The sequence below is a fragment of the Mesorhizobium sp. 113-1-2 genome, from assembly GCF_016756475.1.
GTDB lineage: Bacteria > Pseudomonadota > Alphaproteobacteria > Rhizobiales > Rhizobiaceae > Mesorhizobium > Mesorhizobium loti_C.
The window spans coordinates 7,533,973-7,559,405 of the sequence record NZ_AP023242.1; the positions used below are offsets into that span (position 1 = coordinate 7,533,973).

The 25,433-nt window shown below is 60.2% G+C and carries 19 protein-coding genes and 8 pseudogenes; 19 read left to right on the forward strand and 8 right to left on the reverse strand.

What is annotated here, in order from left to right:
* Positions 1-396 precede the first annotated feature (396 nt).
* The 4 genes and pseudogenes from JN279_RS36195 to JN279_RS36210 all read right to left on the reverse strand — a co-directional run.
* Positions 397-1,146, reverse strand: a pseudogene (locus tag JN279_RS36195) (DDE-type integrase/transposase/recombinase); the annotation flags it as partial.
* Positions 1,147-1,275: 129 nt separating this feature from the next.
* A pseudogene (locus tag JN279_RS36200) lies at positions 1,276-2,554 on the reverse strand (IS701 family transposase).
* 640 nt (positions 2,555-3,194) lie between these two features.
* Complete coding sequence (locus tag JN279_RS36205; protein ID WP_202351550.1) at positions 3,195-3,788, reverse strand: GNAT family N-acetyltransferase; 594 nt, start codon at positions 3,786-3,788, stop codon at positions 3,195-3,197.
* Positions 3,789-4,172: 384 nt separating this feature from the next.
* Positions 4,173-4,587, reverse strand: a pseudogene (locus JN279_RS36210) (DDE-type integrase/transposase/recombinase); the annotation flags it as partial.
* Between the two features lie 429 nt (positions 4,588-5,016).
* Between JN279_RS36210 and JN279_RS36215 the strand changes: the two are divergent.
* Both JN279_RS36215 and istA (JN279_RS36220) read left to right on the forward strand, forming a co-directional pair.
* Positions 5,017-5,925 (forward strand): IS110 family transposase, encoded by a 909-nt coding sequence (locus JN279_RS36215; RefSeq protein WP_244734313.1) that lies wholly within the window; start codon positions 5,017-5,019, stop codon positions 5,923-5,925.
* 736 nt (positions 5,926-6,661) lie between these two features.
* Positions 6,662-7,415: pseudogene (gene istA, locus JN279_RS36220) on the forward strand (IS21 family transposase); the annotation flags it as partial.
* Here istA (JN279_RS36220) and JN279_RS36225 read toward each other — a convergent pair.
* Positions 7,404-8,458: pseudogene (locus tag JN279_RS36225) on the reverse strand (IS5 family transposase); the annotation flags it as partial. The pseudogenes istA (JN279_RS36220) and JN279_RS36225 sit on opposite strands and share 12 nt — an antisense overlap.
* A 164-nt stretch (positions 8,459-8,622) precedes the next feature.
* Positions 8,623-8,899 (reverse strand): annotated as a pseudogene (locus JN279_RS36230) (IS6 family transposase); the annotation flags it as partial.
* Between the two features lie 116 nt (positions 8,900-9,015).
* Between JN279_RS36230 and JN279_RS36235 the strand changes: the two are divergent.
* Positions 9,016-10,294, forward strand: a pseudogene (locus JN279_RS36235) (IS701 family transposase).
* 115 nt (positions 10,295-10,409) lie between these two features.
* On the opposite strand, the gene JN279_RS36240 reads toward JN279_RS36235, so the two are convergent.
* Positions 10,410-11,167 (reverse strand): IS5 family transposase gene (locus JN279_RS36240; protein ID WP_202351551.1). Its coding sequence is split into 2 segments (ribosomal slippage): positions 10,410-11,089 and positions 11,089-11,167, totalling 759 coding nucleotides; the frame shifts between segments, so codons are not numbered across the junction.
* A gap of 137 nt (positions 11,168-11,304) precedes the next feature.
* On the opposite strand from JN279_RS36240, the gene JN279_RS38785 reads away from it, so the two are divergent.
* The 16 genes and pseudogenes from JN279_RS38785 to istB (JN279_RS36320) all read left to right on the forward strand — a co-directional run bounded on the left by JN279_RS38785 (position 11,305) and on the right by istB (JN279_RS36320) (position 24,986).
* A complete protein-coding gene (locus JN279_RS38785) occupies positions 11,305-11,850 on the forward strand; it encodes an NAD(P)H-dependent flavin oxidoreductase (RefSeq protein WP_202351552.1) in 546 nt (181 codons plus the stop codon).
* 8 nt (positions 11,851-11,858) lie between these two features.
* On the forward strand, positions 11,859-12,311 hold the full coding sequence (locus tag JN279_RS38790) for an NAD(P)H-dependent flavin oxidoreductase (RefSeq protein ID WP_202351553.1): 453 nt from the start codon (positions 11,859-11,861) through the stop codon (positions 12,309-12,311).
* Positions 12,312-12,464: 153 nt separating this feature from the next.
* A complete protein-coding gene (locus JN279_RS36255) occupies positions 12,465-12,662 on the forward strand; it encodes an Lrp/AsnC ligand binding domain-containing protein (protein ID WP_244734809.1) in 198 nt (65 codons plus the stop codon).
* 306 nt (positions 12,663-12,968) lie between these two features.
* A complete protein-coding gene (locus tag JN279_RS36260) occupies positions 12,969-13,904 on the forward strand; it encodes an aminotransferase class IV (RefSeq protein ID WP_202353880.1) in 936 nt (311 codons plus the stop codon).
* A gap of 80 nt (positions 13,905-13,984) precedes the next feature.
* Entirely contained in the window at positions 13,985-15,175 is a 1,191-nt protein-coding gene (locus tag JN279_RS36265; RefSeq protein WP_202351554.1) for a glycine C-acetyltransferase, read from the forward strand.
* Positions 15,176-15,266: 91 nt separating this feature from the next.
* Positions 15,267-15,461: pseudogene (locus tag JN279_RS36270) on the forward strand (Mu transposase domain-containing protein); the annotation flags it as partial.
* Positions 15,462-15,634: 173 nt separating this feature from the next.
* Positions 15,635-17,266, forward strand: a complete 1,632-nt coding sequence (locus tag JN279_RS36275; RefSeq protein ID WP_202351548.1) for an IS1634 family transposase — start codon at positions 15,635-15,637, stop codon at positions 17,264-17,266.
* Between the two features lie 115 nt (positions 17,267-17,381).
* Entirely contained in the window at positions 17,382-17,792 is a 411-nt protein-coding gene (locus tag JN279_RS36280; RefSeq protein WP_274608717.1) for a tyrosine-type recombinase/integrase, read from the forward strand.
* Positions 17,789-18,790 carry a tyrosine-type recombinase/integrase gene (locus JN279_RS36285; RefSeq protein WP_202351555.1) on the forward strand — a complete coding sequence of 334 codons (1,002 nt, stop codon included), beginning with the start codon at positions 17,789-17,791 and terminating at the stop codon, positions 18,788-18,790. Before JN279_RS36280 ends, JN279_RS36285 begins: the two co-directional genes overlap by 4 nt.
* Positions 18,791-19,232: 442 nt before the next feature.
* Complete coding sequence (locus JN279_RS36290) at positions 19,233-19,541, forward strand: hypothetical protein (RefSeq protein ID WP_202351556.1); 309 nt, start codon at positions 19,233-19,235, stop codon at positions 19,539-19,541.
* Between the two features lie 821 nt (positions 19,542-20,362).
* The gene (gene istA, locus JN279_RS36295; RefSeq protein ID WP_202351557.1) at positions 20,363-21,619 is read left to right on the forward strand and encodes an IS21 family transposase; all 1,257 of its coding nucleotides are present in this window, start codon (positions 20,363-20,365) and stop codon (positions 21,617-21,619) included.
* A complete protein-coding gene (locus tag JN279_RS36300; protein WP_202351558.1) occupies positions 21,613-21,861 on the forward strand; it encodes a hypothetical protein in 249 nt (82 codons plus the stop codon). Before istA (JN279_RS36295) ends, JN279_RS36300 begins: the two co-directional genes overlap by 7 nt.
* Positions 21,851-22,615, forward strand: coding sequence for an IS21-like element helper ATPase IstB (istB, locus tag JN279_RS36305; RefSeq protein WP_202351559.1), 765 nt, complete (start codon positions 21,851-21,853; stop codon positions 22,613-22,615). Before JN279_RS36300 ends, istB (JN279_RS36305) begins: the two co-directional genes overlap by 11 nt.
* Positions 22,612-22,833, forward strand: a complete 222-nt coding sequence (locus tag JN279_RS36310; protein ID WP_202351560.1) for a hypothetical protein — start codon at positions 22,612-22,614, stop codon at positions 22,831-22,833. Before istB (JN279_RS36305) ends, JN279_RS36310 begins: the two co-directional genes overlap by 4 nt.
* Before the next feature lie 101 nt (positions 22,834-22,934).
* Positions 22,935-24,218: an IS21 family transposase gene (gene istA / locus JN279_RS36315; protein WP_446720442.1), complete on the forward strand. Its 1,284-nt coding sequence runs from the start codon at positions 22,935-22,937 to the stop codon at positions 24,216-24,218.
* Positions 24,219-24,230: 12 nt separating this feature from the next.
* Positions 24,231-24,986, forward strand: coding sequence for an IS21-like element helper ATPase IstB (gene istB, locus JN279_RS36320; RefSeq protein WP_202351540.1), 756 nt, complete (start codon positions 24,231-24,233; stop codon positions 24,984-24,986).
* A gap of 63 nt (positions 24,987-25,049) precedes the next feature.
* On the opposite strand, the gene JN279_RS36325 is transcribed toward istB (JN279_RS36320), so the two are convergent.
* Entirely contained in the window at positions 25,050-25,235 is a 186-nt protein-coding gene (locus JN279_RS36325) for a hypothetical protein (protein ID WP_202351561.1), read from the reverse strand.
* Positions 25,236-25,433 lie beyond the last annotated feature (198 nt).

Genomic DNA, 25,433 nt, shown 5'->3' on the forward strand with positions numbered 1-25,433 from the left:
AAATGTTTTCACTACAAATCTTGCGCGCCGAAAACCCGCATCAGCAAAATCAACAGCTTACAGAGCCAGTTGCCACCTTGTTCCGCCGCTACTGTTCAAGTCGGGCAAGGCTGTGCGCGGCCAAAAGGGGGCCGCGCACGCCTACAACATCAAGAGCCACCGGGAAGAAGAGCGGCGCTGGGTCGAGCAGGCCGAAAGCGCCTATGCCCGCTTCGTCGCCGGTTGGAACCCGCGAGGCCCGAGAAAGGCGCGCACGGATGCCGCAAACGAGGTGCGACGATAGAAGCTGCGCGGCAGGGCTCTCACCTCGGACCCTGCTCTTCGCCACGCGGTCGTCCGTGCGCGACAGGAGAATAGCGCAGATTTATCAAAAAGGCTCTTGTCGATCACATCAGTGGTCCACGGATGCCTGGCCTTGGTCGTGCGGTGCTCGATGTCGTTCCTAGCGCAGGCGTATTTGAAGGCGTGAGCGCGGAAGATCTCGCCATTGGCGATTGCCTCCTTGATCAGCGGCACCGCCGAGCCACCGGCACCGGGGGTGGTGAACTGGATGCCATTGTCGGTAAGCACGGTGTGGATCTTGTAGGGCACGGCCGCGATCAACCGCAGTAGAAAGTCTCTTGATACGGCTGTGGGGGCCTTCTCGTGCAACTCGACGAAGGCGAACTTCGAGGTGCGGTCGATGGCGACGAACATGTGCAGCTTGCCCTGCTCGGTCCGGACCTCGGCAATGTCGATGTGGAAGTAGCCGATCGGGTAGCTCTTGAATTTCCTCTTCGCCGGTTTGTCGCCCTCGACATCCGGGAGCCGGCCGATGCCATGGCGTTGCAGGCAGCGATGCAATGAAGACCGCGTCAGGTGCGGGATGGTCGCTTGAAGCGCATAGAGGCAGTCGTCGAGCGGTAGCAGCGTGTAGCGGCGGAAAGCGACAATGACCGCCTCCTCCTCAATCGAGAGCACCGTCGATCTCGGTTCCTTCGGACCAGTCGGTAGATCGGCGACCGAAGCTCGCCTCTTCCACTTCGCAACCGTCTTCTGGTTGATCCCGTAGCGCCTGGCCAGCGTCCTCAGGCTCTCTTGACTATGCTGTATCGCTCGACGGACCGCCTCTGTCGTTGTGGCGCTCCCATGCAGAACCTGGCCCATAGCGCATCCTTTGATTCGGAAGATAAGCACTACTTTGGCAGTTTAGGTTTGACGGCGTCTGCGAGCAGCTTCTCACAGTGAGGACATCTGCGGGGCGGCGGCCGCGTGAAGAGGTCGAGAATTGCTTGTCTAACAGCTGGCATGCTCGGTTGTGGCGGTGGTCCGCCGACTCTTTTTTTTCCGTCCCGCTGCTTTGAGGCGGCGGGCTTGGAGAAAGGCGTAGGCGATCATGGTCATCAAGGCGTGTCGATGTAATCCAGTCCATGATCGGCCTTCGAAGTGGTCGAGGCCGAGTTCCTCCTTCAATTGCTGATGTGCCTGCTCACAGACCCACCTCGCCTTGATCGTGGCGGCGAGCATCTTGAGGCTCGCATCGGCCGGTAAGTTCGACACATAGTATTTTTGCTCGCCAGTCGACCGGCGTTCGCCGACGAGCCAGACCTCGTCGCCTGGCATGCATTGCATGCGATTGTCGAGCATCCGGTGCTTATGACCATCCGCAACGCGGACACGGCGAGCCGCAAACAAACATGTCAGCCGACCTTTAGTGCCGCGCCGCCAGCTTATCTTGTGCCATCTCTCACCAGACAGCATCACCTCGGCAGAGACCGGCGGCTGGTCCGGGATGTGATATTGGCGGCGCCTGCCTGTGGTCGCGACCGGGAAGATCAGATCAACATCGGCCGGATAGACGTTTTGGCGTCGCGATAGTCCTACAGCCCACAGCAGACCGCGCTCACTCAAAGCCTGACGAAAAGAGCTGCTCGACCCGTAGCCCGCGTCGGCAAGCACGCAGCCGAAACGCACGCCGGAGGCGATGACACGATCGATCTCTTCGATGGCGATCTCCGGCTTTGTCAGAGCGACCTGTCGATCCTTCGGGACGCGCGCCCGCATCATCCGCTCGGGATCATTCGTCCAGGTGTCGGGCAAGAAGAGCCGAAGGCCCACCATCACCGGCACTTCGCGTGAGGCCAGGGTCACCGACACCAGCGACTGGCAGTTGGATGTCTTGCCAAGCGACGAAGCGTATTGAGGCGCGACACCAACCGAATGTTGTCCCTTCTTCGGTAACGCTGTGTCGTCAATGACGAGAAAACCCGCCTCATCGCCGACCAGGCGATCTGCCTCCTTCAGCAGGGCGGCCTCGAGCGGAGCGCTGTCCCAAACCCCTGCCGCGACAAAATGATGAAGCTGATCGTAGCCGACATCGCCCGCTCGCGCGGCCATCGGTTGTACGCTCTTACGGTCGCCCGGCCCGATCAGACCGGCAATGTACAGCGGACACATCCGGCGCCGAGCTGGATGCGAAAGACCTGCCAAAAACGGTTGAAGCCAGTGCTCGAGATCGGCTTGCCAGTCCACGTCCATTGATCGGCCCTCCATACGCCGACCTCCCATGAATCACGCAAACTCTCTCTTGGGAATTCCAAAAACTCGCCCGCCCCTAAAAACCTGCCAAAGTAGTGTAAGGATGCCCCATCAAAGTCCGGGATCAAACATTTAGCCGTTCTTTCAGCTTCAACGCGCAAGCTGACAATGATCATGCATGCGATGCTTCGGACCGGCGAGCTGTTAGCCACTTCCCGGTCACGCTACGCTTGCGCCGATTGGAACGCTCGGTAATCGCATTGCAACACATCCTCCCTGGCTCTCCGATTCACCGCGACATGCAGCGAATCACTTCACTAGGCAGTGAAACCACAAATTCTATTGCAACAATCCACCCACGAAGGCCGCGATTTCCGGCAAAATCGAGATCTGGAAATCAGCTGAATTTCTATCTAAATCAGTCGCTTCCGAAATTCTTCACGGGGACCATCGATCGACTGTGTTCCAGGCAGCACCAATTTCAGCTTACAGAAGATTTTATTTCCACGGGGCCGTAGCATCAATAAGCATCTCGAGAATGCCGTTCCCATCGGGCCACGGTCGAAGACCAGATCCTGTGTCGGAACACCGATCGCCTCGGGCCCGTCGGTGCTATCAATTGTGCCAGCATCCAAACTAAGCAAAGCAGCGCACTGACACGCCGTTTGATCGTACCATTACTGATCTGGGATAAGCCCTGGAGCGGTGTGGGTCGAAACAAGTAACTTCTCAGTTTTTACAGCGGTCATAGGAGACGCTTCTAAGTATCTCATCATCGTGTTCTTGTAGATCCTGTCTCTGACATAGCAAAGCCCCACTTTCGGAGCTGCGCGAAGCGAACGTGTGTTCATTGGGTCAATGAATGCGGTGACCTTCTCAAGCTCCAGGTGCTCGAAAGCAAATCGAACTGCTGCCCTGCCGGCCTCGGGCGCGATCCCCTTCCCCGAGGCCGCAAGGTGGAAGCAGTGTGCGAGTTCCACGTTACTTGGATCTTCGGGCAGATTCGGGCCGCTGTGCGCCAATCCAGAATAGCCAGCGAATTCTTTGGGTTGGCCTTGAACTTTGACGAACACCATCCACAGGCCGAAACGATTGTGCTGCCAATGATTGATGAAGCGAAGCAGTTCCGCTTTCGACTGCTCTATCGTCGGATAGACCCCATCCAGGACGGCGTTTACCACGAACGGATCGCTATAAAGTCCACGTAAAAAAAGCTCGTCGCTATGCGACGGCGGCCTTAGTATTAGGCGCGGCGTTTCTAGGATGCGCATGAGAAAAATCCTTTTCTGAGTGGGCACTTGTAATCAAGCCGCACCCACAACAAACGTGCGGGACTATAACTCCTAAAATGCGCCTTCCTTAGTTAAAATTCTAACAAATTTCTGCAATAGCTCCGGCAGCATGCTTGCGTATTTCGGGGGATCGTGAGCACGGATTTCAAACTCGTGAGCACCCGTTCGGAGGTGCGGGACGCTTTGGCTGACAACAACCCAGCCAGTCTACAGGATGCCTCGTTCAAGATGCCACCAAGAGATTCTCGATGCGCCGGATCAGAGAAGTTGTAAGTCAAGGCATGTCCAGGCCATGACGGAGCGCGCCATCGCACGCGCGGGTCTTGTTGCAACGGCTGAATGGGAGCGCAAAGAGGTCTGACGCTGCTCGGCTAGGGATGGATTCGGATCGAAGGCGGACCTCGCCTGTCGCTGACGCATCGTGTGAACCATTTGAATGCCGTTTAGGATAATCGCGGCTGGTGCTGGTGATTTGAAGCCGAGCATTGACGGGATCGGCGCTTGATGCGCCGATGGTCCTGTTCGATCCTGTCATTCCGGTATTTACTCTTGCGGTTCCGGATCGGCTTCAGCCGACGCCGAAACGGTCCTGCAAGCGATTTGTGATGTCACAGGAAACGATGGCCTTCTGGTTGGTCTGGCTAACCATCGATGACGACGCGGTCGGGCCGGCCATGACGTGCGAGCGCTTTTCTGAAGAACCTCTTGGCCGATGATAAGTCATGCTCGCTGAACCAGATTCGACTGTGTCGCCGACACTGTCGAGTCGGCTGTGAAGAAGGTCGATTTCGCTGACGGCGGTTGCGATCAGGGCCGGAAAGACTGGGCTGGTAAATGGGCGTGCGCCGGTTGGATCGTCCAGAGCGGTGATTAGGCTGTTCGTGGCTGGATCGGCGGCGCTGCGGGGGTGGCGAACAGCGCCAGGAAGAAGGCACACAAAAGCCTCAGCCAGTTGAGCAGGAGGCTGAAGATGATATGGGGCGAGCCGCGAGGGTGTGGCATCCTTCGGCGCTCCAAGAACATCCAGCAGAAGGAGCGTCCCCATGTCGCAATCTTTTGACGCAAGCCGGTCCCTTACCGCTCTTGAGCAGAATAACACGATCATCGCCGTCATCGAAATGAGCAAGGCGAAGTGGCTGGTTGCCGCGCTTGTTCCGGTCTCAAATGCCAGCCGCTCAAGAAGCTCGATGCCGATGCGCCAGCACTGTTGAAGCTGTTGCAGCGCTGGCGCGACGAAGCCGGCCAGGCCGGGCACGCGATCAAGCGGATCGCCGTCGCCTATGAGGCGGCCGGCGACGGCTTCTGGTTGGCGCGCTTTTTGCGGGCGCACGGCATCGAGGCCTACGCCATCCATCCCGCCAGCGTTGCGGTGTCGCGCGAGCACCGCCGCGCCAAGACCGATCGCCTCGACGCCGAACTGTTGATGCGTGCCTTTCTTGGCTGGCTGCGCGGCGAGAAACGCCATTGCTCCATGGCTGCGATCCCGACCATCGAAGAGGAGGACGCGCGACGGCCGAGCCGCGAGCGGGAGAGCCTGGTCGGCGAGCAGACGCGGCTTATCAACCGCATCAAGGCGGTGCTCGCCCGCTTCGGCATCCACAGCTTCCGGCTGAGCCTGCGCAGCGCGGCGGATAGGCTCGAGGATATCCGCACGGCTGAGGGGACGGCGCTGCCGCACAACACCCGCGCCGAGGTCCACCGCTTCCTCGAGCGGCTCAGCCTGGTGCGCCAGCAGATCCGCGCGATTGAACAGGAACGGGAGCGCAAGCTCTCGGCCATCCCGGCGGCGGAAAACGGCCCGCATGCGATGGTTCGCCTCATCGCGCGGATTATCGGCATCGGCGTCGAGACGGCGGACATGCTGGTCCACGAGATCCTGTCGCGCGGCTTGCGCGATCGCCGCGCCGTGGCGCGCTATGCCGGGCTGACGGGGTCGCCGGACGAGAGCGGCAAACGCCGCCGCGAGAAAGGGCTGGCACGCGCCGGCAATGCCCGCGTGCGGCGCGGCATGATCCAGTTGGCCTGGCGGTTTCTGCGCTTCCAAAAGGACAGTGCCCTGGCCCAATGGTTCCAGGGCGCACGAACGACGGCCGCAAGACCACGCACAAGACGATGATCGTAGCGCTGGCCCGCAAGCTGCTGATCGCGCTGTGGTGTCTCGTCACCGCGGGCGAGGTGCCGCAAGGCGTCAGTTTGCGCGCGGCGTGACAGCACGTGGGAAGAGGAGAACAAGGCACAATTGGCGGGCCCCCTCTAGCAGAGGGTCTGCCGATGACGATCCGAGGTGGCGGTGACCCGCGCTACAAAATGGTGTTTTACAGACCGTGTTGAAGAATGGGCCCGTCGCCCCGGAGCTTCGCCACCGATGCGCATGCTGCATCATGGTTCAGATCCACGGGGGATCTACCGCATACAAGTCTGCCGCGCGACCTCCGCGCCTGGCTCGGCGAGCTCGCCTCGGAATCCATCGTCGGCTGTTTGGCCCCTACAAGAAAGGGACTCACCCGACCCAGCAAGCCTGCCGCCGGTGCTCGTGACCGTCAAGGACAAGTCGCTGTGCGATCGGGCCTGCGGCCCACCCTTGACCGTCCCTGCACGCGGCGGCCCGTTCGAAGCAGGTCGGGACGAGGAGATGGTCGCCAGTTGGCCCGAACCAGGAAGATGAGGAAACGAACCACGAACCAAGCTTGACAATCATCGCCCCATACAAGTTATAGCCGACTGTCGATGCCGGCTCAATACTCCCCAGAAGTGCATACTCCCCAGAAGTGCCGTTTGAATCCTCCCCAGTTTAGCGCTGTCGCCGGCGCGTGATCGTTGATGCTTCTCCTGATGGTCGGGAGAGGGATTCGGTGATCAAGATCGGGGAGATGATGATGGATACTGGATTTGCATCGGCAGGGCCTGTCGGTGTCGGCGATCGCCAGGGAGAGCGGGATCGACCGCAAGACGGTGCGCAAATACATTGCGCGCGGGCTCGAGGCTCCGGCCTACGGACCGCGCAAGCCGCGTCAGGCGGTGATCGATCCCTTCACGGCCTATCTTCGCGAACGCGTCAGGCGATATCCCGGACTCACCGGCAGCCGGCTTTTCCGCGAACTGAAGGACCTCGGCTATGGCGGCGGCTACACTGCCGTCACCGACTTCCTGCGCAACGTCCGTCCTGCCGCGGCGGAGCGTGGATACGAGGTTCGCTTCGAGACCCCGCCCGGCGAGCAGGCGCAGGTCGACTTCGCCCAGTTCAATGTCGTCTTTGCCGATGAGCCGACCACGCCGAGAATCGTCTGGCTATTCTCCATGGTGCTTGGCTTCAGTCGCCTTATCTGGGCACGCTTCGTCGTCCACCAGGATCTGCCGACTGTCTTGCGCTGCCATGCTGGGGCTTTCGAGGCGCTAGGCGGCGCTCCTCGCGACGTGCTTTACGACCGTATGAAGACGGCTGTGATCGGCGAAGGCGATACCGGCGGCATCGTCTACAACCGTGCCCTCGTCGATCTTGCCCGCCACTATGGTTTCCATCCCAAGGCGTGTCGGCCTTACCGCGCCAAAACGAGAGGCAAGGTCGAGCGGCCGTTCCACTACATTCGCGAGGAACGCGTTGTGGCCGCGATAGCCGGCATCGGTGACGATCTTGCCGAGGCTGACGCCGATGGTGTCCTCGATCGCCGGGATGATGGTCGTTAGCGTGTGGCCGTCATAAGGATTGCCGGGCAGCGTCTGGACATGGGCGACGAACTGGCCGCCGCGGCTGCGCTGCAGCGGGGTGGCGACGGAGACCTTGACGCCGAACTCGTAGGGCTTGTGGGCCTTGCCCTTGCCAATGCACTCGACCTCCGGAGCGTGCAGGGAATACACCTTCTTGCCCCGCTCGCGCTGGCGCTGGTCCCTGACGCGCCGGGCCAGCGACAGCGGCAGAGCAAAGACCTGGATCAGCTCTGGCCGCATGGCAAGCTTGCGGGTGATGTCGCGGATCACCGCGCCCAGCATGGTGCGCAGGCGCCTGAGTTGCCGGTTGGCCCGCTTGAATTGCTTGGCATGGGCATAGCGCTGATGCTTGATCAGCGCGATCTTGCCGACCCGCGCATAGGACTGGCGCAGGGCAATGCCATGCTTCCTGGCCAGCTTGACCAGCCGCTCGCGGGCGCGATGCATCAGCTTGGCGTCGGTCGGGAAGGTGATGGCCTTTTCCTGCACGGTAGTGTCGACGATTACCGCGCGGAAGTCCGACGGCTTGGCCGCCCCCAACCTGGTCGCCGCCGCAAGGCTCTCCTGGAGCAGAGCCGTGAGCCGCCCTTCGCCCATGCGCAGCCGCCAGCGCGTCAATGACGTGCGATCGAAGGCAAGCGGTGCTGGAAGAACTCCTCGCCGCAGAACACCTGGTAGTAGGGATTCTCCAGCCAGCGTTCGCACAGGCTTTCGTCGGACAGGTTGTGCATCGACTTGAGGATGGCCAATCCCGCCATCAGCCGGGTCGGCAAAGGCGGCCGGCCAGGATCGTCGTCGTAGACCTCGCCCAGCCGTTCTTCGAGGAAACGCCAGTCGATCGTCTTGGCCAGTTTCACCAGCGCATGATCCATATTGAGGATGTGGTCGAGCCGGGATCGCAACAGGTCCGTCTGGCCGCTCTCGCGCCGTTCCTTCAGTCGCATCGTTCGCTTCCCTCGCTGCTTCGTCATCGCCTCGAATCACGCAGAACAAGCGCATCCAATTTGCAGGAAACCGCAGCCTAAAGCCACGAAATTCGGCAATCCGAAAACCGAAATCAGGGGAAATTGTTAAACGGAATCAAAGTATTCCGAGTTCTTCACGGACGACTGTCGATGGCGCGGTAAGGATACATCCAGTGGTCGCGGACCTTGATGTACGTCTCGACGACATGCCACTTCCCCGTCACGCTACGCTTGTGCCGGTTGAATGCTCCAGCAGTAACGGTGCGAACCGAACGGTCCAGCAGGGAATGGTCATGTGGTCGACGGCGATGCCCCGCTCGGCCATCATCTCCTCAAGGTCATGCAGGCTGAGATTGTAGGCCAGGTACCAGCGCACCAAGGCAGGATCACTGACTGTTCGGACTGACGGCCCTTAAACATTTAATCCTGAGAAAATGTCGAAGGAGGCTTGCCATAGCGCCGGTAATTAGTTTAGCACTACTTTGGCAGGTTTTTAGGGGCGGGCGAGTTTTTGGAATTCCCAAGAGAGAGTTTGCGTGATTCATGGGAGGTCGGCGTATGGAGGGCCGATCAATGGACGTGGACTGGCAAGCCGATCTCGAGCACTGGCTTCAACCGTTTTTGGCAGGTCTTTCGCATCCAGCTCGGCGCCGGATGTGTCCGCTGTACATTGCCGGTCTGATCGGGCCGGGCGACCGTAAGAGCGTACAACCGATGGCCGCGCGAGCGGGCGATGTCGGCTACGATCAGCTTCATCATTTTGTCGCGGCAGGGGTTTGGGACAGCGCTCCGCTCGAGGCCGCCCTGCTGAAGGAGGCAGATCGCCTGGTCGGCGATGAGGCGGGTTTTCTCGTCATTGACGACACAGCGTTACCGAAGAAGGGACAACATTCGGTTGGTGTCGCGCCTCAATACGCTTCGTCGCTTGGCAAGACATCCAACTGCCAGTCGCTGGTGTCGGTGACCCTGGCCTCACGCGAAGTGCCGGTGATGGTGGGCCTTCGGCTCTTCTTGCCCGACACCTGGACGAATGATCCCGAGCGGATGATGCGGGCGCGCGTCCCGAAGGATCGACAGGTCGCTCTGACAAAGCCGGAGATCGCCATCGAAGAGATCGATCGTGTCATCGCCTCCGGCGTGCGTTTCGGCTGCGTGCTTGCCGACGCGGGCTACGGGTCGAGCAGCTCTTTTCGTCAGGCTTTGAGTGAGCGCGGTCTGCTGTGGGCTGTAGGACTATCGCGACGCCAAAACGTCTATCCGGCCGATGTTGATCTGATCTTCCCGGTCGCGACCACAGGCAGGCGCCGCCAATATCACATCCCGGACCAGCCGCCGGTCTCTGCCGAGGTGATGCTGTCTGGTGAGAGATGGCACAAGATAAGCTGGCGGCGCGGCACTAAAGGTCGGCTGACATGTTTGTTTGCGGCTCGCCGTGTCCGCGTTGCGGATGGTCATAAGCACCGGATGCTCGACAATCGCATGCAATGCATGCCAGGCGACGAGGTCTGGCTCGTCGGCGAACGCCGGTCGACTGGCGAGCAAAAATACTATGTGTCGAACTTACCGGCCGATGCGAGCCTCAAGATGCTCGCCGCCACGATCAAGGCGAGGTGGGTCTGTGAGCAGGCACATCAGCAATTGAAGGAGGAACTCGGCCTCGACCACTTCGAAGGCCGATCATGGACTGGATTACATCGACACGCCTTGATGACCATGATCGCCTACGCCTTTCTCCAAGCCCGCCGCCTCAAAGCAGCGGGACGGAAAAAAAAGAGTCGGCGGACCACCGCCACAACCGAGCATGCCAGCTGTTAGACAAGCAATTCTCGACCTCTTCACGCGGCCGCCGCCCCGCAGATGTCCTCACTGTGAGAAGCTGCTCGCAGACGCCGTCAAACCTAAACTGCCAAAGTAGTGTTAGGGTCCGGACTCATAACCAGTAGCTGACGATTGCCGCGAGGAAGACGGCGGCGAGGAAGCTCGTCGCCGATCGATCGTATCGTGTGGCAATGCGGCGGAAATCCTTGAGCCGTCCAAACATCCGCTCGATGGCGTTGCGATCGCGGTATAGGAATGGCGAGAAGCAGTTCTTCCAGCGTCGGTTAGCTTTCGGCGGAATGTTCGGCATCGTCCCTTTGCCCTCGACCTTGTGCCGGATGGCATTGGTGTCATAGCCCTTGTCGGCGTGCAGGATCGGGCTCTTCGGCATCTGCTCCAGAAGCAAATCCGCGGCACTGCAATCGGCGACCTGGCCACCGGTCAAAAGGAAAGCGATTGGACGGCACAGGCCGTCGGTCAGGGCGTGGATTTTCGTGGTTCGACCACCGCGCGATCGGCCGATCGCCTGATTTTGTTCCCCTCCTTTGCCGGCTGAGGCACATCGATGCGCCTTCACCGCCGAGGAGTCGATAAGCACCTCCGCGGGCGGTCCGCTAGCCGAGACCAAGGCATGGAAGATGTCGGCCCAGACGCCCTTGGCCGCCCATCGGACGAAGCGGTTGTAGAGCGTCTTGCGCGGGCCGTAGGCATCCGGTGCGTCGACCCAACGACCACCTGACCTCAGGACATGCACGATACCGCTGATCACCCGGCGATCATCAACCCGCGGCTTCCGCGTGTGTCAGTTGGCAAGAGCGCCACGAGCCGCCCAAACTGCTCCTCGGTCAGCCAGAAATAATCGCGATTCATCCGTGTGGTCTCCCTTTGGAGACCGTGAATCACGAAGCAGATTCCGACGAAATCCCTGTTGATTCCGTGCCCCCTTTGGACCACTGTCCCTAGATCGGGCAAGGCCGCGACGGGATGGTGGACTCAGGGGGATCGCAATGCCCAACGCTTTCACTACTCTCGTCGGCATAGAAATCCCGATTGTCCAGGCGGCAATGGGTGGAGCTACGTCTCCGCAATTCGCGGCCGCAGTTAGCAATGCAGGCGGCCTCGGGATGCTCGCCCTCGGCTGGAGTCCGCCCGAAGCGGTACGCGCAGAAATTCGGGCCACCAAGGCCCTGACCGAGCGACCATTCGGCGTCAATCTCGTGTTGACATATCCGCAGGAGGAGCGCCTCGCGATCTGCTTGGAAGAAGGCGTGCCGGTAATCTCATTTTTCTGGGGCCAGGCAGGCCCGCTGATGGCTGAGGCGCCGCATCGTGGCGGGGCAAAGGTGCTGCATACGGTAGGAAGCGCCGAACAGGCTCGGATATCAGCCGAGGATGGTGCGGACGCAATCGTCGCGCAAGGCTGGGAGGCCGGTGGCCACGTTTACGGTAGAGTTGCCACGATGGCGTTGGTTCCGGCAGTTGTTGACCAGGTCGCGCCGGTCCCAGTTCTTGCCGCCGGTGGCATTGCGGATGGACGCGGTCTAGGTGTCTAGCCGCGGCGATGGCACTTGGTGCCGCGGGCGCTTGGATCGGTACCCGCTTTCTCGCGAGCATCGAAGCTCCAATCCATGCGCGCTATCGCGACCGCATCCTCTCGGCCAAGGAGACGGACACAGAATATGGGACGGTTTTCGACGTCGGCTGGCCCGACGCTCCGCACCGTAGCCTCCGCAACAAAACCATTGAAGCTTGGGAGGCAGCCGGACGCCCGCCGACGGGTGGGCGTCCCAACGAAGGCGTCGTGGTAGCAAAGTCGCCATATGGTGATGTGGTTTCATACCAATCTCACACGCCGGGATCGGGTGACGAGGGCGACATTGATGCCCTTGCCCTATGGTCGGGCCAAGGCGTCAGCCTCGTCCGCCACGTCCAGCCCGCCGCCGAGATTGTCCGCGAAATGAGCGATGAGGCGCGGGCAATACTCGCACGGCTTGGGAACGATCCATCTTTCTAAAGCTCACGTGGGAAGTACCGCCGATCTCAATCGCGGACTTATGGGTCCGGACCCTAGTGGGATCCGAAAGCTCTGGGGAAATCCCTGACCGTTGTTGTTAATGTGGAACTAGACCGGGAACGTCTGGATCTTGTCGACGAATTCAAGCGCGCCATGCGCGCCGCAAAAGAAGTAACCCAATGTTACATGGTCACGGGAGATGCAGATTTCGTCCTGATCGTCGCCGTGGAAGACGTTGAAGCGTTTGACGTGTTCCTGAAGACAAAGCTCTATATCAACCCAAACGTTCGCAAGTTTAGAAGTATGATCACACTCGACCGTGTGAAGTTTGAACCTCGTATTCTGGTCTAAGGCCTGTTCATGCTGATTTTTTTCGCCAGCAGAAGCTGTTTTTTGAAGCACCTATTGCGCTTGCGGTGGCGATTTGATCGTGCATGCCCATCGTTTGATGCGATGAATCGGTGCAGCTGGCGTTTTGCCGGAATGTGCGGAAATTAGAAGTTCCAGACCTAACGGGATCTTAGAGCCACCGACTAACAGCAACAAGCTTGTGCGTACATGAGTCCCTCGAGGGCGGCATGAAGTCAGGCGCGTGCAGAGATCTTGGCGTAGCCACGTTTAGAGGAAGAAAACATGAGAGTTGCCACGACGGAGCCGATGATGGGAGTGCCGGAGGTCGAAGCTAGCTATAAGGATACGCGCCGTTATCCTCATGGTGTCGCCTTCATGGACGGACAGTATCTCCCAATGTCAGAAGCTAAGGTTTCGGTCCTTGACTGGGGATTCCTGCACTCGGACGCTACCTACGATACCGTGCACGTCTGGGAGGGGCGCTTCTTCAGACTGGATCTTCATCTTGATCGCTTCTTCAGGGGGATGGAGCGTCTCCGAATGAAGTTGCCCTACGATCGCCAAGATGTCGAGCGGATTCTTTCGAACTGCGTCGCTCTTTCTGGACACAAATCAGCCTATGTTGAGATGATATGCACGCGCGGAGCTTCACCGACATTTAGCCGCGATCCGCGCGACGCTGAAAACCGGTTCATTGCCTTTGCTGTGCCTTTCGGCTCGGTTGCCAACAAAGAACAGTTGGAGCGAGGTTTGCACGTGGGCGTAAGCGAAACCGTTCGAATCCCACCAGAATCAGTCGATCCGACAATTAAAAACTACCACTGGCTGGACCTGGTGAAGGGTCTTTTTGACGCCTACGATGCTGGGGCCGAAACCGCGCTTGTTATGGACACCAATGGCAATATTGCCGAAGGCCCCGGCTTCAATGTTTTCACTGTTAAGAACGGTCAGTTGAAGACTCCAGCCTTTGGGGTTCTTCCGGGGATTACCCGGCAGACCGCCTTCGACTTGTGCAGGGATGTCGGGCTAACGGTTACGGCCGCAGACCTATCGCGTGATGAACTGAACGAAGCGGACGAGGTATTCATCACCTCCACTGCAGGGGGTATCATGCCAGTGACGCGCGTTGATGGATCCTCCATCGGCAGCGGCAGAGTTGGTGTCGTGACTCGCCAACTGATGGAGCTGTACTGGCAAAGGCATTCGGATGATGCTTGGTCGAGCCCTGTAACCTATTTGTAACTGGTCAAACGCTGGCTTCGAACGGACGGCTCCGCTGGCGGAGGAGCCGTCATCTTAGGGCTGAACGCCAGGATACATCGATGACCCAAACCTTTCTTGCGCATCTTAGGCAGGAACTGGCGGACCTTAAGTCCGCCGGACTCTACAAATCCGAACGGGTCATTACCTCCCGCCAGTCTTCAGAGATCAGGGTTGCCAACGGTAGCAATGTGCTGAATTTTTGCGCAAACAACTATTTGGGCCTCGCGGACAATGAAGAGATCGCTGACGCCGCCAAAAAGGCGCTTGACCGCTATGGCTATGGCATGGCCTCAGTACGTTTCATCTGCGGCACACAGGAAGAGCACAAGCAGCTCGAAGCTCGGATTTCCGGCTTTCTGGGCATGGCAGATACCATCCTTTACTCCTCCTGCTTCGATGCCAATGGCGGCCTGTTCGAGACACTTCTCGGCGAAGAGGACGCAATCATCTCTGATGCGCTGAACCACGCCTCGATCATAGATGGCGTGCGGCTCTCCAAGGCGAAGCGCTTTCGCTACGCCAACAACGACATGGCGGCGCTGGAGGAGGAACTAAAAAAGACGGACGGCGCGCGCTTTAAGTTGATCGCCACCGATGGCGTGTTCTCGATGGATGGCATTATCGCAAATCTCAGGGGCGTTTGCGACCTCGCCGACAAGTACGATGCGATGGTCATGGTGGACGATAGCCACGCCGTCGGCTTCGTCGGTGAGCATGGGCGGGGCTCTGCCGAATATTGCAATGTGGAGGCTAGGGTGGACATCATTACCGGCACGCTCGGCAAGGCGCTCGGCGGTGCCTCCGGCGGCTACACGTCCGGCAAGACAGAAGTGATCGACTGGCTGCGCCAGCGCTCTCGGCCCTATCTCTTCTCGAACACGCTGGCGCCGGTGATTGCCGCTGCCTCCCTGAAGGTATTCGACATCATCGATCACGGAAGCGTTCTGCGCCAAAAGCTTTACGCTAACGCAGAACGTTTTCGGTCGAAAATGAGAAGTGCCGGTTTCAGTCTGGCCGGCGCGGACCACCCCATCATCCCAGTGATGTTGAGAGACGCGTTTCTGGCCCAGGAAATGGCCGAGAAGATGCTGTCACGTGGAATCTATGTTGTCGGATTTTACCACCCGGTCGTGCCGAAAGGCCAAGCACGTATACGCACTCAAATGTCGGCAGCGCATTCGTTGGCGGATATCGATTGCGCAGTCGAGACGTTTATAGAGGTCGGGAAAGAACTGGGCGCAATTCCATAACTGTATGTGCGCAATGGCAGGTTCATCCCGATCAGAAGTCTCGATAGACGTTTTCAGATGAGTACGTGTTACGAGAAGATCAGGGCGCAAGCTGGTCAAGTATCGCGGCCCCTTCGACGGATTCCACACGGTTCCCGCCTCGGTGACGAAGACCTGCACCGTGCGCTTCGACAACAACAAATACTCGGTGCTGTCGACCGCGATCGGCTGGCCGGTCGGGATCCAGGCCTACGCCGATCGTATCGTCATCCGCCAGGACGGCGTCGTCGTGGGCGAGCATTCGAGAGACGAAGTTTGGCCCGACTTGAACAGTAGCGGCGGAACAAGGTGGCAACTGGCTCTGTAAGCTGTTGATTTTGCTGATGCGGGTTTTCGGCGCGCAAGATTTGTAGTGAAAACATTTATGGGTTACTTATTGTTTTGATTGATCTTTAGTGATTCTCACTGCACAATTCCGGCATGTTCGTGGTCGAGAAAGTCGCGCGAGGCCATCGCTACCTATATCTCGCCGAAAGCGTGCGCGAGGGCGGCCGGGTTCGCCAGCGGCTGATCCGGCCGCTGGGACGGAAGGATCAGCTGCAGGCCAGCGGCGAGCTCGATCGGCTGGTGGAGTCGCTGGGCCGGCACTGCGAACGAAGCCTGATCTTAAATGACATCGACACCGGCGTGCTGAGCGCGATGCGCATCGGCGGGCCGCTGTTGTTCAGCCGTCTGTGGGAGCGGCTGGGGATCGCAGAGGTTCTGGGCGATCTGCTGAAAATCCGCGGCTTTGAGTTCGCCGTCGAGCGGGCGGTGTTCGTCAGCGTCCTGCACCGTCTGTTCGTGTCGGGGTCAGATCGGGCCTGCGAGAACTGGATGGCCGATTACAAGATCGGCGGCATCGAGGGCCTTCAGCTGCATCACCTTTACCGGGCGATGACCTGGCTGGGCGAGGAGATCGAAGAACAAGCCGAAGGAGGCCTGGGTCCAAGGTGCGTGAAGGATCTGATTGAGGAACAGCTGTTCGATCGTCGCCGCGACCTGTTCACTGATCTGTCCCTGGTGTTCATGGATACAACCACCTTGTCGTTCTACGGAGAAGGCGGGGAGAGTTTAGGTCGGCATGGCCACTCCAAGGATTATCGCCCCGATCTGAAGCAGATGGTGCTGGCGGTGGTCATCGACGGCCAGGGCCGTCCGATCTGCACGGAGATGGTTGCTGGAAACACCGCCGACCTCACGGTGCTGTTGCCCATCGTCGATCGGCTGCGCGACCGCTTCAAGGTGGGACGGGTCTGCGTGGTGGCCGATCGCGGCATGATCTCGGCGGCGAGCATCGCGGCGCTGGAGGCGCGGAAGTTGGAATACATCCTCGGCGCCCGCGAACGCTCCAGCGTCATCGTGCGCGATCTGGTGATGAACGACGAGCAGCCGTTTACGCCGCTCTTGGTCGAGCGGGTCAAGGGCGAGACCCAGCTGTTCGTCAAACAGGTCAAGCTCTCCGGCCAGCGCTACATCGTCTGCCGCAACGAAGCCGAGGCCGAAAAGGACAAGGCCGATCGCCAGGCGATCGTGGAGGGACTGCAAAAGCAGCTGAAGAAAGGCGACAAGGCGCTGATCGGCAACAAGGCCTATCGACGCTATTTGAAGTCAGTCACCAGAGACGCCTTCGAGATCGATCTCGGCAAGCTGGCCCAAGAGGCCCGCTATGACGGGATCTTCGTCTTAAGGACCAACGCCAGGATCACGCCCCTGCAAGCGGTCCTTCGCTACCGCGACCTTCTGCAGGTGGAGGTTCTGTTCCGCCGGGCTAAGGCGCTGATGCGCACCCGGCCAATCTATCACAGCTCGGATGAGGCGATCCGCGGTCACGTGTTCTGCTCGTTCCTGGCTCTGCTGCTGCAGAAGGAATTGGGGGATCTTTGCGCCGCCAAAGGCTTCAGCGTCGAATGGGGCGATCTGCTGCGCGACCTGGACCGGCTGCAGGAGGCCACGATCGAGAAGGATGGCAAGCGCATCACCACCCGAACCCACGTGAAAGGCCAAGTCGGGTCCGTCTTCCAGGCCGCCGGCGTCGCCCTGCCGCAAAATATCCGCGAACAGGCCGCTTGAGCGGCGGCCCAAACCCGCAAAATGTAGTGCAAACACCCGTTCTCGCGCCTGCAACGCATTGAACTCACAACGCTTTTAGAATCTCACTGTTGAAGTAGGGTTTGGCAAGTCGCGGCTGGTCCCGCTCCATGCCACGACGGTCGCCGTGCTGTCGGACTACGCCGCGCGACGCGACGCGCATCTCGTCGCGCCTCGTAGCCCCTATTTCTTTGTCGCCGAGCAGGGCGGCAGATTGCTGCACCAATACGTGCACCGGGTGTTCTGGCAGCTGTCGCGACAGATCGGTCTGCGGCAGCGGGGGCAGCGCAATGGTCCGCGGATTCACGATCTTCGTCACCGTTTCGCCGTCCAGGCCCTGACCAACTGGTATCGTGCGGGCGAAGATGTCGAGCGGGAACTGCCGGTCCTCTCGACCTTTCTCGGCCACGCCAATGTTCGCGATACCTACTGGTATCTATCCGCCGCGCCGGAGCTAATGACCCATGCCGCGCGACTGCTGGATGAGCGGTGCGAGGTTCGCTCATGAGTGCCTCGAACGATCTGGCCGTGCTGATCGAGCGATGGTTCACCGATCGGCTCATGCGACATCGAGGCGTAAGCTCCAACACCATCGCCTCCTATCGCGACACCTTCCGGCTCCTGTTTGCATTCGCGCAGACACGCCTTGGCAGGTCTCCGTCGCAGTTGACACTTCGGGATTTGGACGCGCCTTTCATCGGCGCATTCCTGGAGGACCTCGAGACCCTGCGATCCGCCTCGGTGAGGACCCGGAACCTCCGCCTCACGGCCATACGGTCTTTCTTTAGATATGCGTCGTTCGAGGAGCCGGCCCATAGCGCCCAGATTCATCGCGTGCTCGCGATCCCGAGCAAGCGATGCGACAAGCGACAGCTTCAGTTTCTCACCAGGCCCGAGATTGAAGCGATCCTGGCCTGTCCGGATCGCAGCACATGGCTGGGACGGCGTGATCACACTCTGCTGTTGCTGGCCGCGCAAACGGGGTTGCGGGTCTCGGAGATCATCGATCTCGACCGGCACTCGGTGATGCTGGGGCACGGTGCCCACGTGCGATGCCTTGGCAAGGGCCGCAAGGAGCGAAGTACGCCGCTCACCAAGGTTGCACAGCAAGCTCTTCGGGGCTGGCTCAACGAGCCCAGGAAGCGGGGCGCAACGGCTGTCTTTCCGAACACGCACGGCGGCAAGCTGAGCGCCGACGGCGTGCAGGCGCTGCTGAACAAATATGTCGCCAAGGCTCGCGAACACTGCGTCACCCTCCGCTCGAAGCGGGTGTCGCCCCATGTTTTGAGGCACAGCGCTGCCATGGAGCTGCTGCAGGCGGGCGTCGATTGTTCGGTCATCGCCCTATGGCTGGGCCATGAGGCGATGGAAACGACGCTGACCTATCTTCACGCACATCTTGAGCTGAAGGAATCCGCACTCGCCAAGCTGAAGCCATACGAACGCGCAAAGGCCGAACGATTTCGACCAAACGACAGGCTTCTTGAGTTCCTGAACGCCCTTTGAGCATCAGAACTATGCCGAGTGTCAACGACCGGTTCTTGGTCGAAATGGCGGGCAAAGCGCTTCATACCGCCATGATCGGAAGCGGCACTCGGCATAGTTCGGCGGTCGGCATAAACCTGCTTATGCCGCGTCGCGGCATAAGGCGCTGACGATCAGGCTGTAGAGAATGGCAGCGCGCTGTCCGCCGCGATCGGAACCGCAGAACAGCCAGGACTTTCTTCCGAGAGCGAAGACCCGATTCATTATGCAACTGTGAATCGGCCCTTTAATTGCGGCTAGTGGTCAAGCCTGCGGATTCCGACGTGAAGCCGGCCGCCATTCCGATCAAAGACCGGCCACCATTCCGATTTGAAGCCGGCCACCATTCCAATCAAAAGCCGGCCAGTTTTCGGCACTGAAGATTACCTCCTGGGTCAGCAACTTTGGCATCAATCACCTCGCCATGAACGGGGACATTTTGATGCCGGCAAAGAGAAGGCTGACCATGAGACAATTGAGACAAATGCTGCGGCTTGCCGGAAGCGGGACGAGCTCCCGCGAGATTGCGGTCGTATTGGGAATAGCGCGCAGTACGGTGCAGGATAATCTGCAGCGTGCAGCCGCGGTTGGATTGAGCTGGCCCTTGCCGGGGGAGCTGACCGACGATGCGCTTGAGCACAAGCTCTTCAGTCGCAACGGCGTCAAACAGGGCACGCGGCGACGCACGGAACCGAACTGGGCCGATCTGTCGACGACGGTCGAAAACCGCTGATAAGCGACGACAAGATCTGAAGCGCTGGAGAGAGCAAAGGCGGTCGCCCGCGCGCTCTTCAACTAGCGCTGTAGCGGGCGACCGCCTTTGCGGCGCGGTGCTGATCATCTGAGGTTGAGAAGACGCGGGGCACGTCTCCAGTCGCCCTGAGGCGGCTTTCGACGTACCCCGCCATGCGCCTGCCTTGTGGTAGATCTGCGGGTAATCAGCGCCGCAGAACCAATCCGGCGTAACACCGATCTCAACTGGCAAGTCCGGGCTCGGTGTCACGCTCCACTGACGGTGCGCGACCTGCATTATCGCATTGTCAGCGCATTCCGTCGACCTTTTCTCCGAACTCCCAGCGGCGCTCCGAAAGGACCGTCGCGGATGTTTACGGGCCGCTTCTTTCTGTGCGGCCGCTGCCGTTCGCAGGTAACGATCTGCCGCAGCTGCGACCGGGGACAGCGCTACTGCGGGGAGGTCTGCGCCCGTGCTGCCCGCCGCGAGAGTGTGCGCGAGGCGGGGCGGCGTTATCAGCGCAGCCGCCGTGGACGCTTGGCTCATGCGACCCGGGCCCGACGATATCGGGCTCGGCACAATAAAGTGACGCATCATTCTCCACCTTCATCTCCTGCCGGTGCACTACCGGGCAGCCCCTCGAACGATGTCGTCGCTGCTTTTGCTGACGTCGTCGGGCGGGCGACGACATCGGTCATGCCCACGCCGTGCTGTCGGCGCTGCGACTGTCGGCTGTCGCCGTTCGTTCGCACCGGCTTCGTGCGTCGCCGGGGGCCTCGTTATGCCCGTGAAGCTGACTACGCAGACGGAGAGCCCGCATCATGACCATCAGCCCCGAACTGGAAGCGCAGATCCTGCGCCTGTATCACGCCGAGAAGTGGCGCTGCGGCACCATCGCCAGGCAATTGCATGTCCATCACACGACGGTGCATCGCGTTCTGGCCCAGGCGGGATTGCCCCGGCATAAGCCGCTGCAGAGAGCCTCAATCATTGAACCGTATCTGCCATTCATTGAGCAGACGCTGGAAAAGTTCCCCTCGCTGACCGCCAGCCGCCTTTATGCGATGGTGCGCGAGCGGGGCTACCGGGGCTTGCCCACGCACTTTCGGCACCTGGTTGCCCTGCACCGTCCACGCAAGCCGGCCGAGGCGTTCCTGCGGCTACGCACATTGCCGGGCGAGCAGGGACAGGTCGACTGGGCCCACTTCGGTCACATCGACATCGGCAACGCCCGCCGGCCGCTAATGGCGTTCGTGATGGTGCTTTCCTACTCACGCGACATCTACCTGCGCTTCTTCCTCGACGCGCGCATGGAAAACTTTCTGCGCGGTCACGTCGGCGCGTTCAACACATGGTGCGGGCTGCCCAGGGTCCTGCTCTATGACAATCTCAAGAGTGCGGTGCTCGAGCGCCAGGGCGATGCAATCCGCTTCCATCCGACGCTGCTTGCCTTCGCCGGCTTCTATCGGTTCGAGCCACGTCCTGTCGCGGTTGCCCGGGGCAACGAAAAAGGCCGCGTCGAGCGCGCCATACGACATATCAGGGAAGCATTCTTCATCGCCCGCAAGTTCACCGATCTCGACGATCTGAATGCCCAGGCCGAACAGTGGTGCCGCAACCAGGCAGCCGACCGGCCATGCCCAGAGGACCGGACGATAACGGTCCGCCAGGCGTTTGCGCAAGAGCAGCCACTGCTTCTGCCGCTGCCCGCCAACCCTTACCCCGTCGAGGAGCAGGTCGCCGCCAGGGTCGGCAAAACGCCCTATGTGCGCTTCGACCTCAACGATTACTCGGTACCGCATGCTCATGTCCGGCGCACGCTCAGCGTGCGCGCCGATCTCGGCCTGGTCCGCGTCTTCGACGGCGCAAAGATGATCGCCAGTCACCGTCGCAGCTATGATCGTGACCAGCAGATCGAGGACCCTCAGCACCTCAAGGCTCTCGTCGCAATCAAGCGCGAGGCGCGCCAGCATCGCGGCCTCAACAGCCTGGCGCGCGCCGTGCCGGCCTGCCGGACGCTGATGATCCGGGCCGCCGAGCGTGGCGCCAATATCGGTGCGATCACAACGCGATGCTGAAACTGCTTGACCTGTACGGCGCGCAGGAACTGCAGGCCGCCGTCGAGGAAGCTTTGCATGCCGGCGCCTCCCATTCCAGGTCGGTTCGCGACGTACTGGAACGCCGCCGGGTCGCCCGCGGTGCTCCGCCGCCGGTCGAAACGAGCCTGCCCGAACACGTGCGGCGCAAGGATACGACGGTACGGCCGCATCGCCTCGACAGCTACGACCAACTGACCTTTGGAGGCAAAGATGATGAATAATCCCGATATCCTGCTCAACAGGGCCAAGGCGTTGCGCCTCAATGGCCTGATCACCCATTGGGACGAAATCGCTGGCGCGGACTGGCTGGCCGCCGTCCTTCAATGGCGCTCCGACCGTTCGATGCGGCGACGCATGCGTGCCGCCAGGCTCGGCCACTTCAAGCAACTGTCCGATTATGACTGGCACTGGCCTCGCCGCATCGACCGCGCCGCCGTCGAGGATCTGATGACCCTGTCCTTCATGAACGATGCCGCCAACATCGTCTTTATCGGTCCAAACGGCGTCGGAAAATCGACACTTGCTCGCAATGTCGCGCACCAGGCGCTCATCTGCGGTCACACCGTCCTCTTCCGAACCGCCAGCGAGATGCTCGGCGAACTCGCCGCCCTCGACAGCGACGCAGCCTTGCGCCGACGGCTTCACCACTACGCCGCCGCCGACGTTCTGGCGATCGACGAGGTCGGGTATCTGTCCTACTCGAACCGGCATGCGGACCTGCTGTTCGAGCTCATCAGCCGGCGCTACGAAAAACGCTCCACCATCATCACCACCAACAGACCCTTCGCTGATTGGTCGGAGGTCTTTCCCAATGCCGCCTGTGTCGTCAGCCTCGTCGACCGCCTCATGCACCGATCCGAGGTGATCTCAATCGAAGGCGATTCCTACCGCTTCAAGGAAGCGGCCGAGCGATCAAAGGCACAGCGCGAAAAACGCACCAGCCGCTCCTCCGGCGAAAAGGTACCCGCGGCATGAAACCAGATCCTCAACCGTCCGGCCTCAGTCGTGGAATCCAGTTCCTCATTAATCCCGAATGGACACCCGAACAGGCGCTCGCTGTCTTCGAGTTCCTCAACGATCTCGCCGACAGCATCTGGTCGCACTACTGCGTCAAACTCCAGGAACTTATCCAGGAGCAGCAACGAACACCGACGGATCACAGCGATATCGAAAACGCCCCGTCCTCGCTCTGAAGCACACATCCTCGACACTCGGCGGCCTGCAAAGGCCGCCTTTTTGTTCCGTCCACGAGCACCAAACGCTTGTCGTCGTTTAGACGCGCTTTTGAAAAGCCATCAACACCGATCTTGCGGTCGAGCTCAAGAAGCCCGGCGTCACCTTGCTCATCCTGTGGGAGGAGTATCGCGGGTCGCATCCCGACGGTTACGGCTATAGTCGCTTTTGTGAACTTCTACGGGGATTTAAGCAGCGACTGTCACCGACGATGCGCCAGGAGCATGCGGCCGGCGACAAGGTCTTCGTGGATTATTCCGGCAAAAAGATTCCGATTGTCGATCGCAAGACCGGTGAGATCCGCGAGGCGGAGATCTTCGTGGCGGTGCTGGGTGCGTCCAGCTACACCTTTGCCGAGGCCACCTGGACGCAAACGCTCCCCGACTGGATTGGCTCGCATGTCCGGATGTTTCGTTTTTTTCACGGCGTTCCCAGACTCGTCGTTCCCGACAATCTGAAGTCTGGCGTCAGTCGCGCCAGTTTCTACGATCCCGAGATCAACCGCAGCTACGGCATGATGGCTTCCCACTATGGCGTCGGCGTTCTTCCGGCACGGCCAAGAAAGCCTCGGGATAAATCGAAAGTGGAGAATGGAGTGCGTTTCGCCCAGTCCTGCATTCTGGGGCGTCTGCGCAATCAGACCTTCTTCTCGCTTGCTGAAGCCAATGCCGCCATTGGCCGGGCACTCGATCGCATCAACGACCACGTCATGCGCCGGCTGGGCGTCAGTCGCCGGCAGCTCTTCGAGACCGTCGAGCGCCCGGCTTTGGCCAGTCTTCCACTGGAGGATTACGAGTTTGCCGAATGGCGTTTGGCTCGCGTCTCGACGGATTATCATGTCGAGTTCAAGACCTTCTTTTATTCGGTGCCCCACAGCCTCATTCGTCAGCAGGTCGATCTGAGAGCAACGGCGCGCACCATTGAGATCTTCCACCGCGGCAAGCGCGTCGCGGTGCATCAGCGCCGCTATGGAGGTCCTCGCCATGGAACCGATCCGGATCACATGCCCAGTTCCCACCGGCGCTATGCCGAATGGACGCCGGAGCGCTTTCGGCGCTGGGCCACGTCGATCGGGCCGCAGACCGAAGGTCTGGTCATCGCAATTCTCGCCAGCCGTCCGCATCCCGAGCAGGGCTTTCGAACATGTCTGGGCATCCTACGTCTGTTTCGCGACATCGATCGCAATCGGGCCGAATCCGTGTCAGCCCGCGCTGTCGAGATCGGTGGCCTGAACTGCAAGAGCATTGCTTCGCTCATCGCCAACCACAAAGCCGCACGCCATTCCACCGAACCAACCGCCATCGTCGATCACGCCAATCTGCGTGGCCCTGATTACTTTCATTGAGGAGATCCACCCATGCTGATCAATCCCACCATCGACATGCTGCGAGAGCTCGGCCTTTACGGCATGGCAACCGCTTTCCAGGAACTCGACGCACAGTCCGAAGTGCGCGGCCTCGAGCACGGCGAATGGCTTGCCATGCTGCTCGAACGCGAGGCGACCATGCGCCGTCAGAAGCGTTTCGAGGCTCGCGCCAGGGCTGCCAAGCTTCGCCATGACGCGCAGATCGAGAATGCCGACTTCCGCGCCGCACGCGGCCTCGACCGCAATATGTTCATGGCGCTTGCCGGCTGCAACTGGATCAGAAAGCATCACGGTCTTCTTGTCACCGGGCCAGCCGGCGTCGGCAAAAGCTGGCTTGCCTGCGCTCTTGGCCACCAGGCCTGCCGGGAAGACTTCTCAGTCGCCTACCACCGGGTTCCCCGGCTGTTCGCCGCCCTCGCGCTTGCAAGAGGCGACGGGCGATACGGCAGGATCCTCAAATCTCTTGCCAGGACCGACCTGCTGATCCTCGATGACTGGGGACCGGAAAAACTCAATGACGACCAACGCCGCGATCTCCTGGAGATCGTTGAGGATCGCTACGAACGACGCTCAACCATCGTCACAAGTCAGGTGCCCGTGGATCGCTGGTGGGAAATTATTGCAAACCCAACTTTGGCCGACGCCATCCTGGATCGCCTCGTTCACAACGCCTATCGCATCGATCTCACCGGTGAAAGCATGCGAAAACAGCGCCCGCCGATCGTCCCCGAAAACACCGAAGCTTGACCTGAAACAAAACCCAACCCAAACATCAACGAGACCCAGGATCAGACCGAAAACTGGCCGCCTTCAAATCGGAATGGTGGCCGGATTGAAATCGGAATGACTGGCCGGCTTCAAATCGGAATCGGTGGCCGGCTTCATCGGAATACGCACAAGCCCTTTCTTTCCTTCCGGTGCCGGCGTCAAAGTCCCCGGTCGAGGTGCCTCAACGTGTGCATCGACGTTTTGGCGAGCCAACGTCAGCCGATTCAACGAGGTCACCGCACCACGCCCCGGTGGGGCATTGTGTTTCGCCCATTCGAATAGTCATCAATTCTGTTCTGCCATCGCCGGGGTCATGGTCCTTTCCGAGGTCGAATGCCTCATGATGATGTTCGGGTCGGGGGGCCTCAACGTGTGGAACGAGGTACGGAAGAGTCGTCCTCAGCCGAAACAACGAGGTCACCGCAA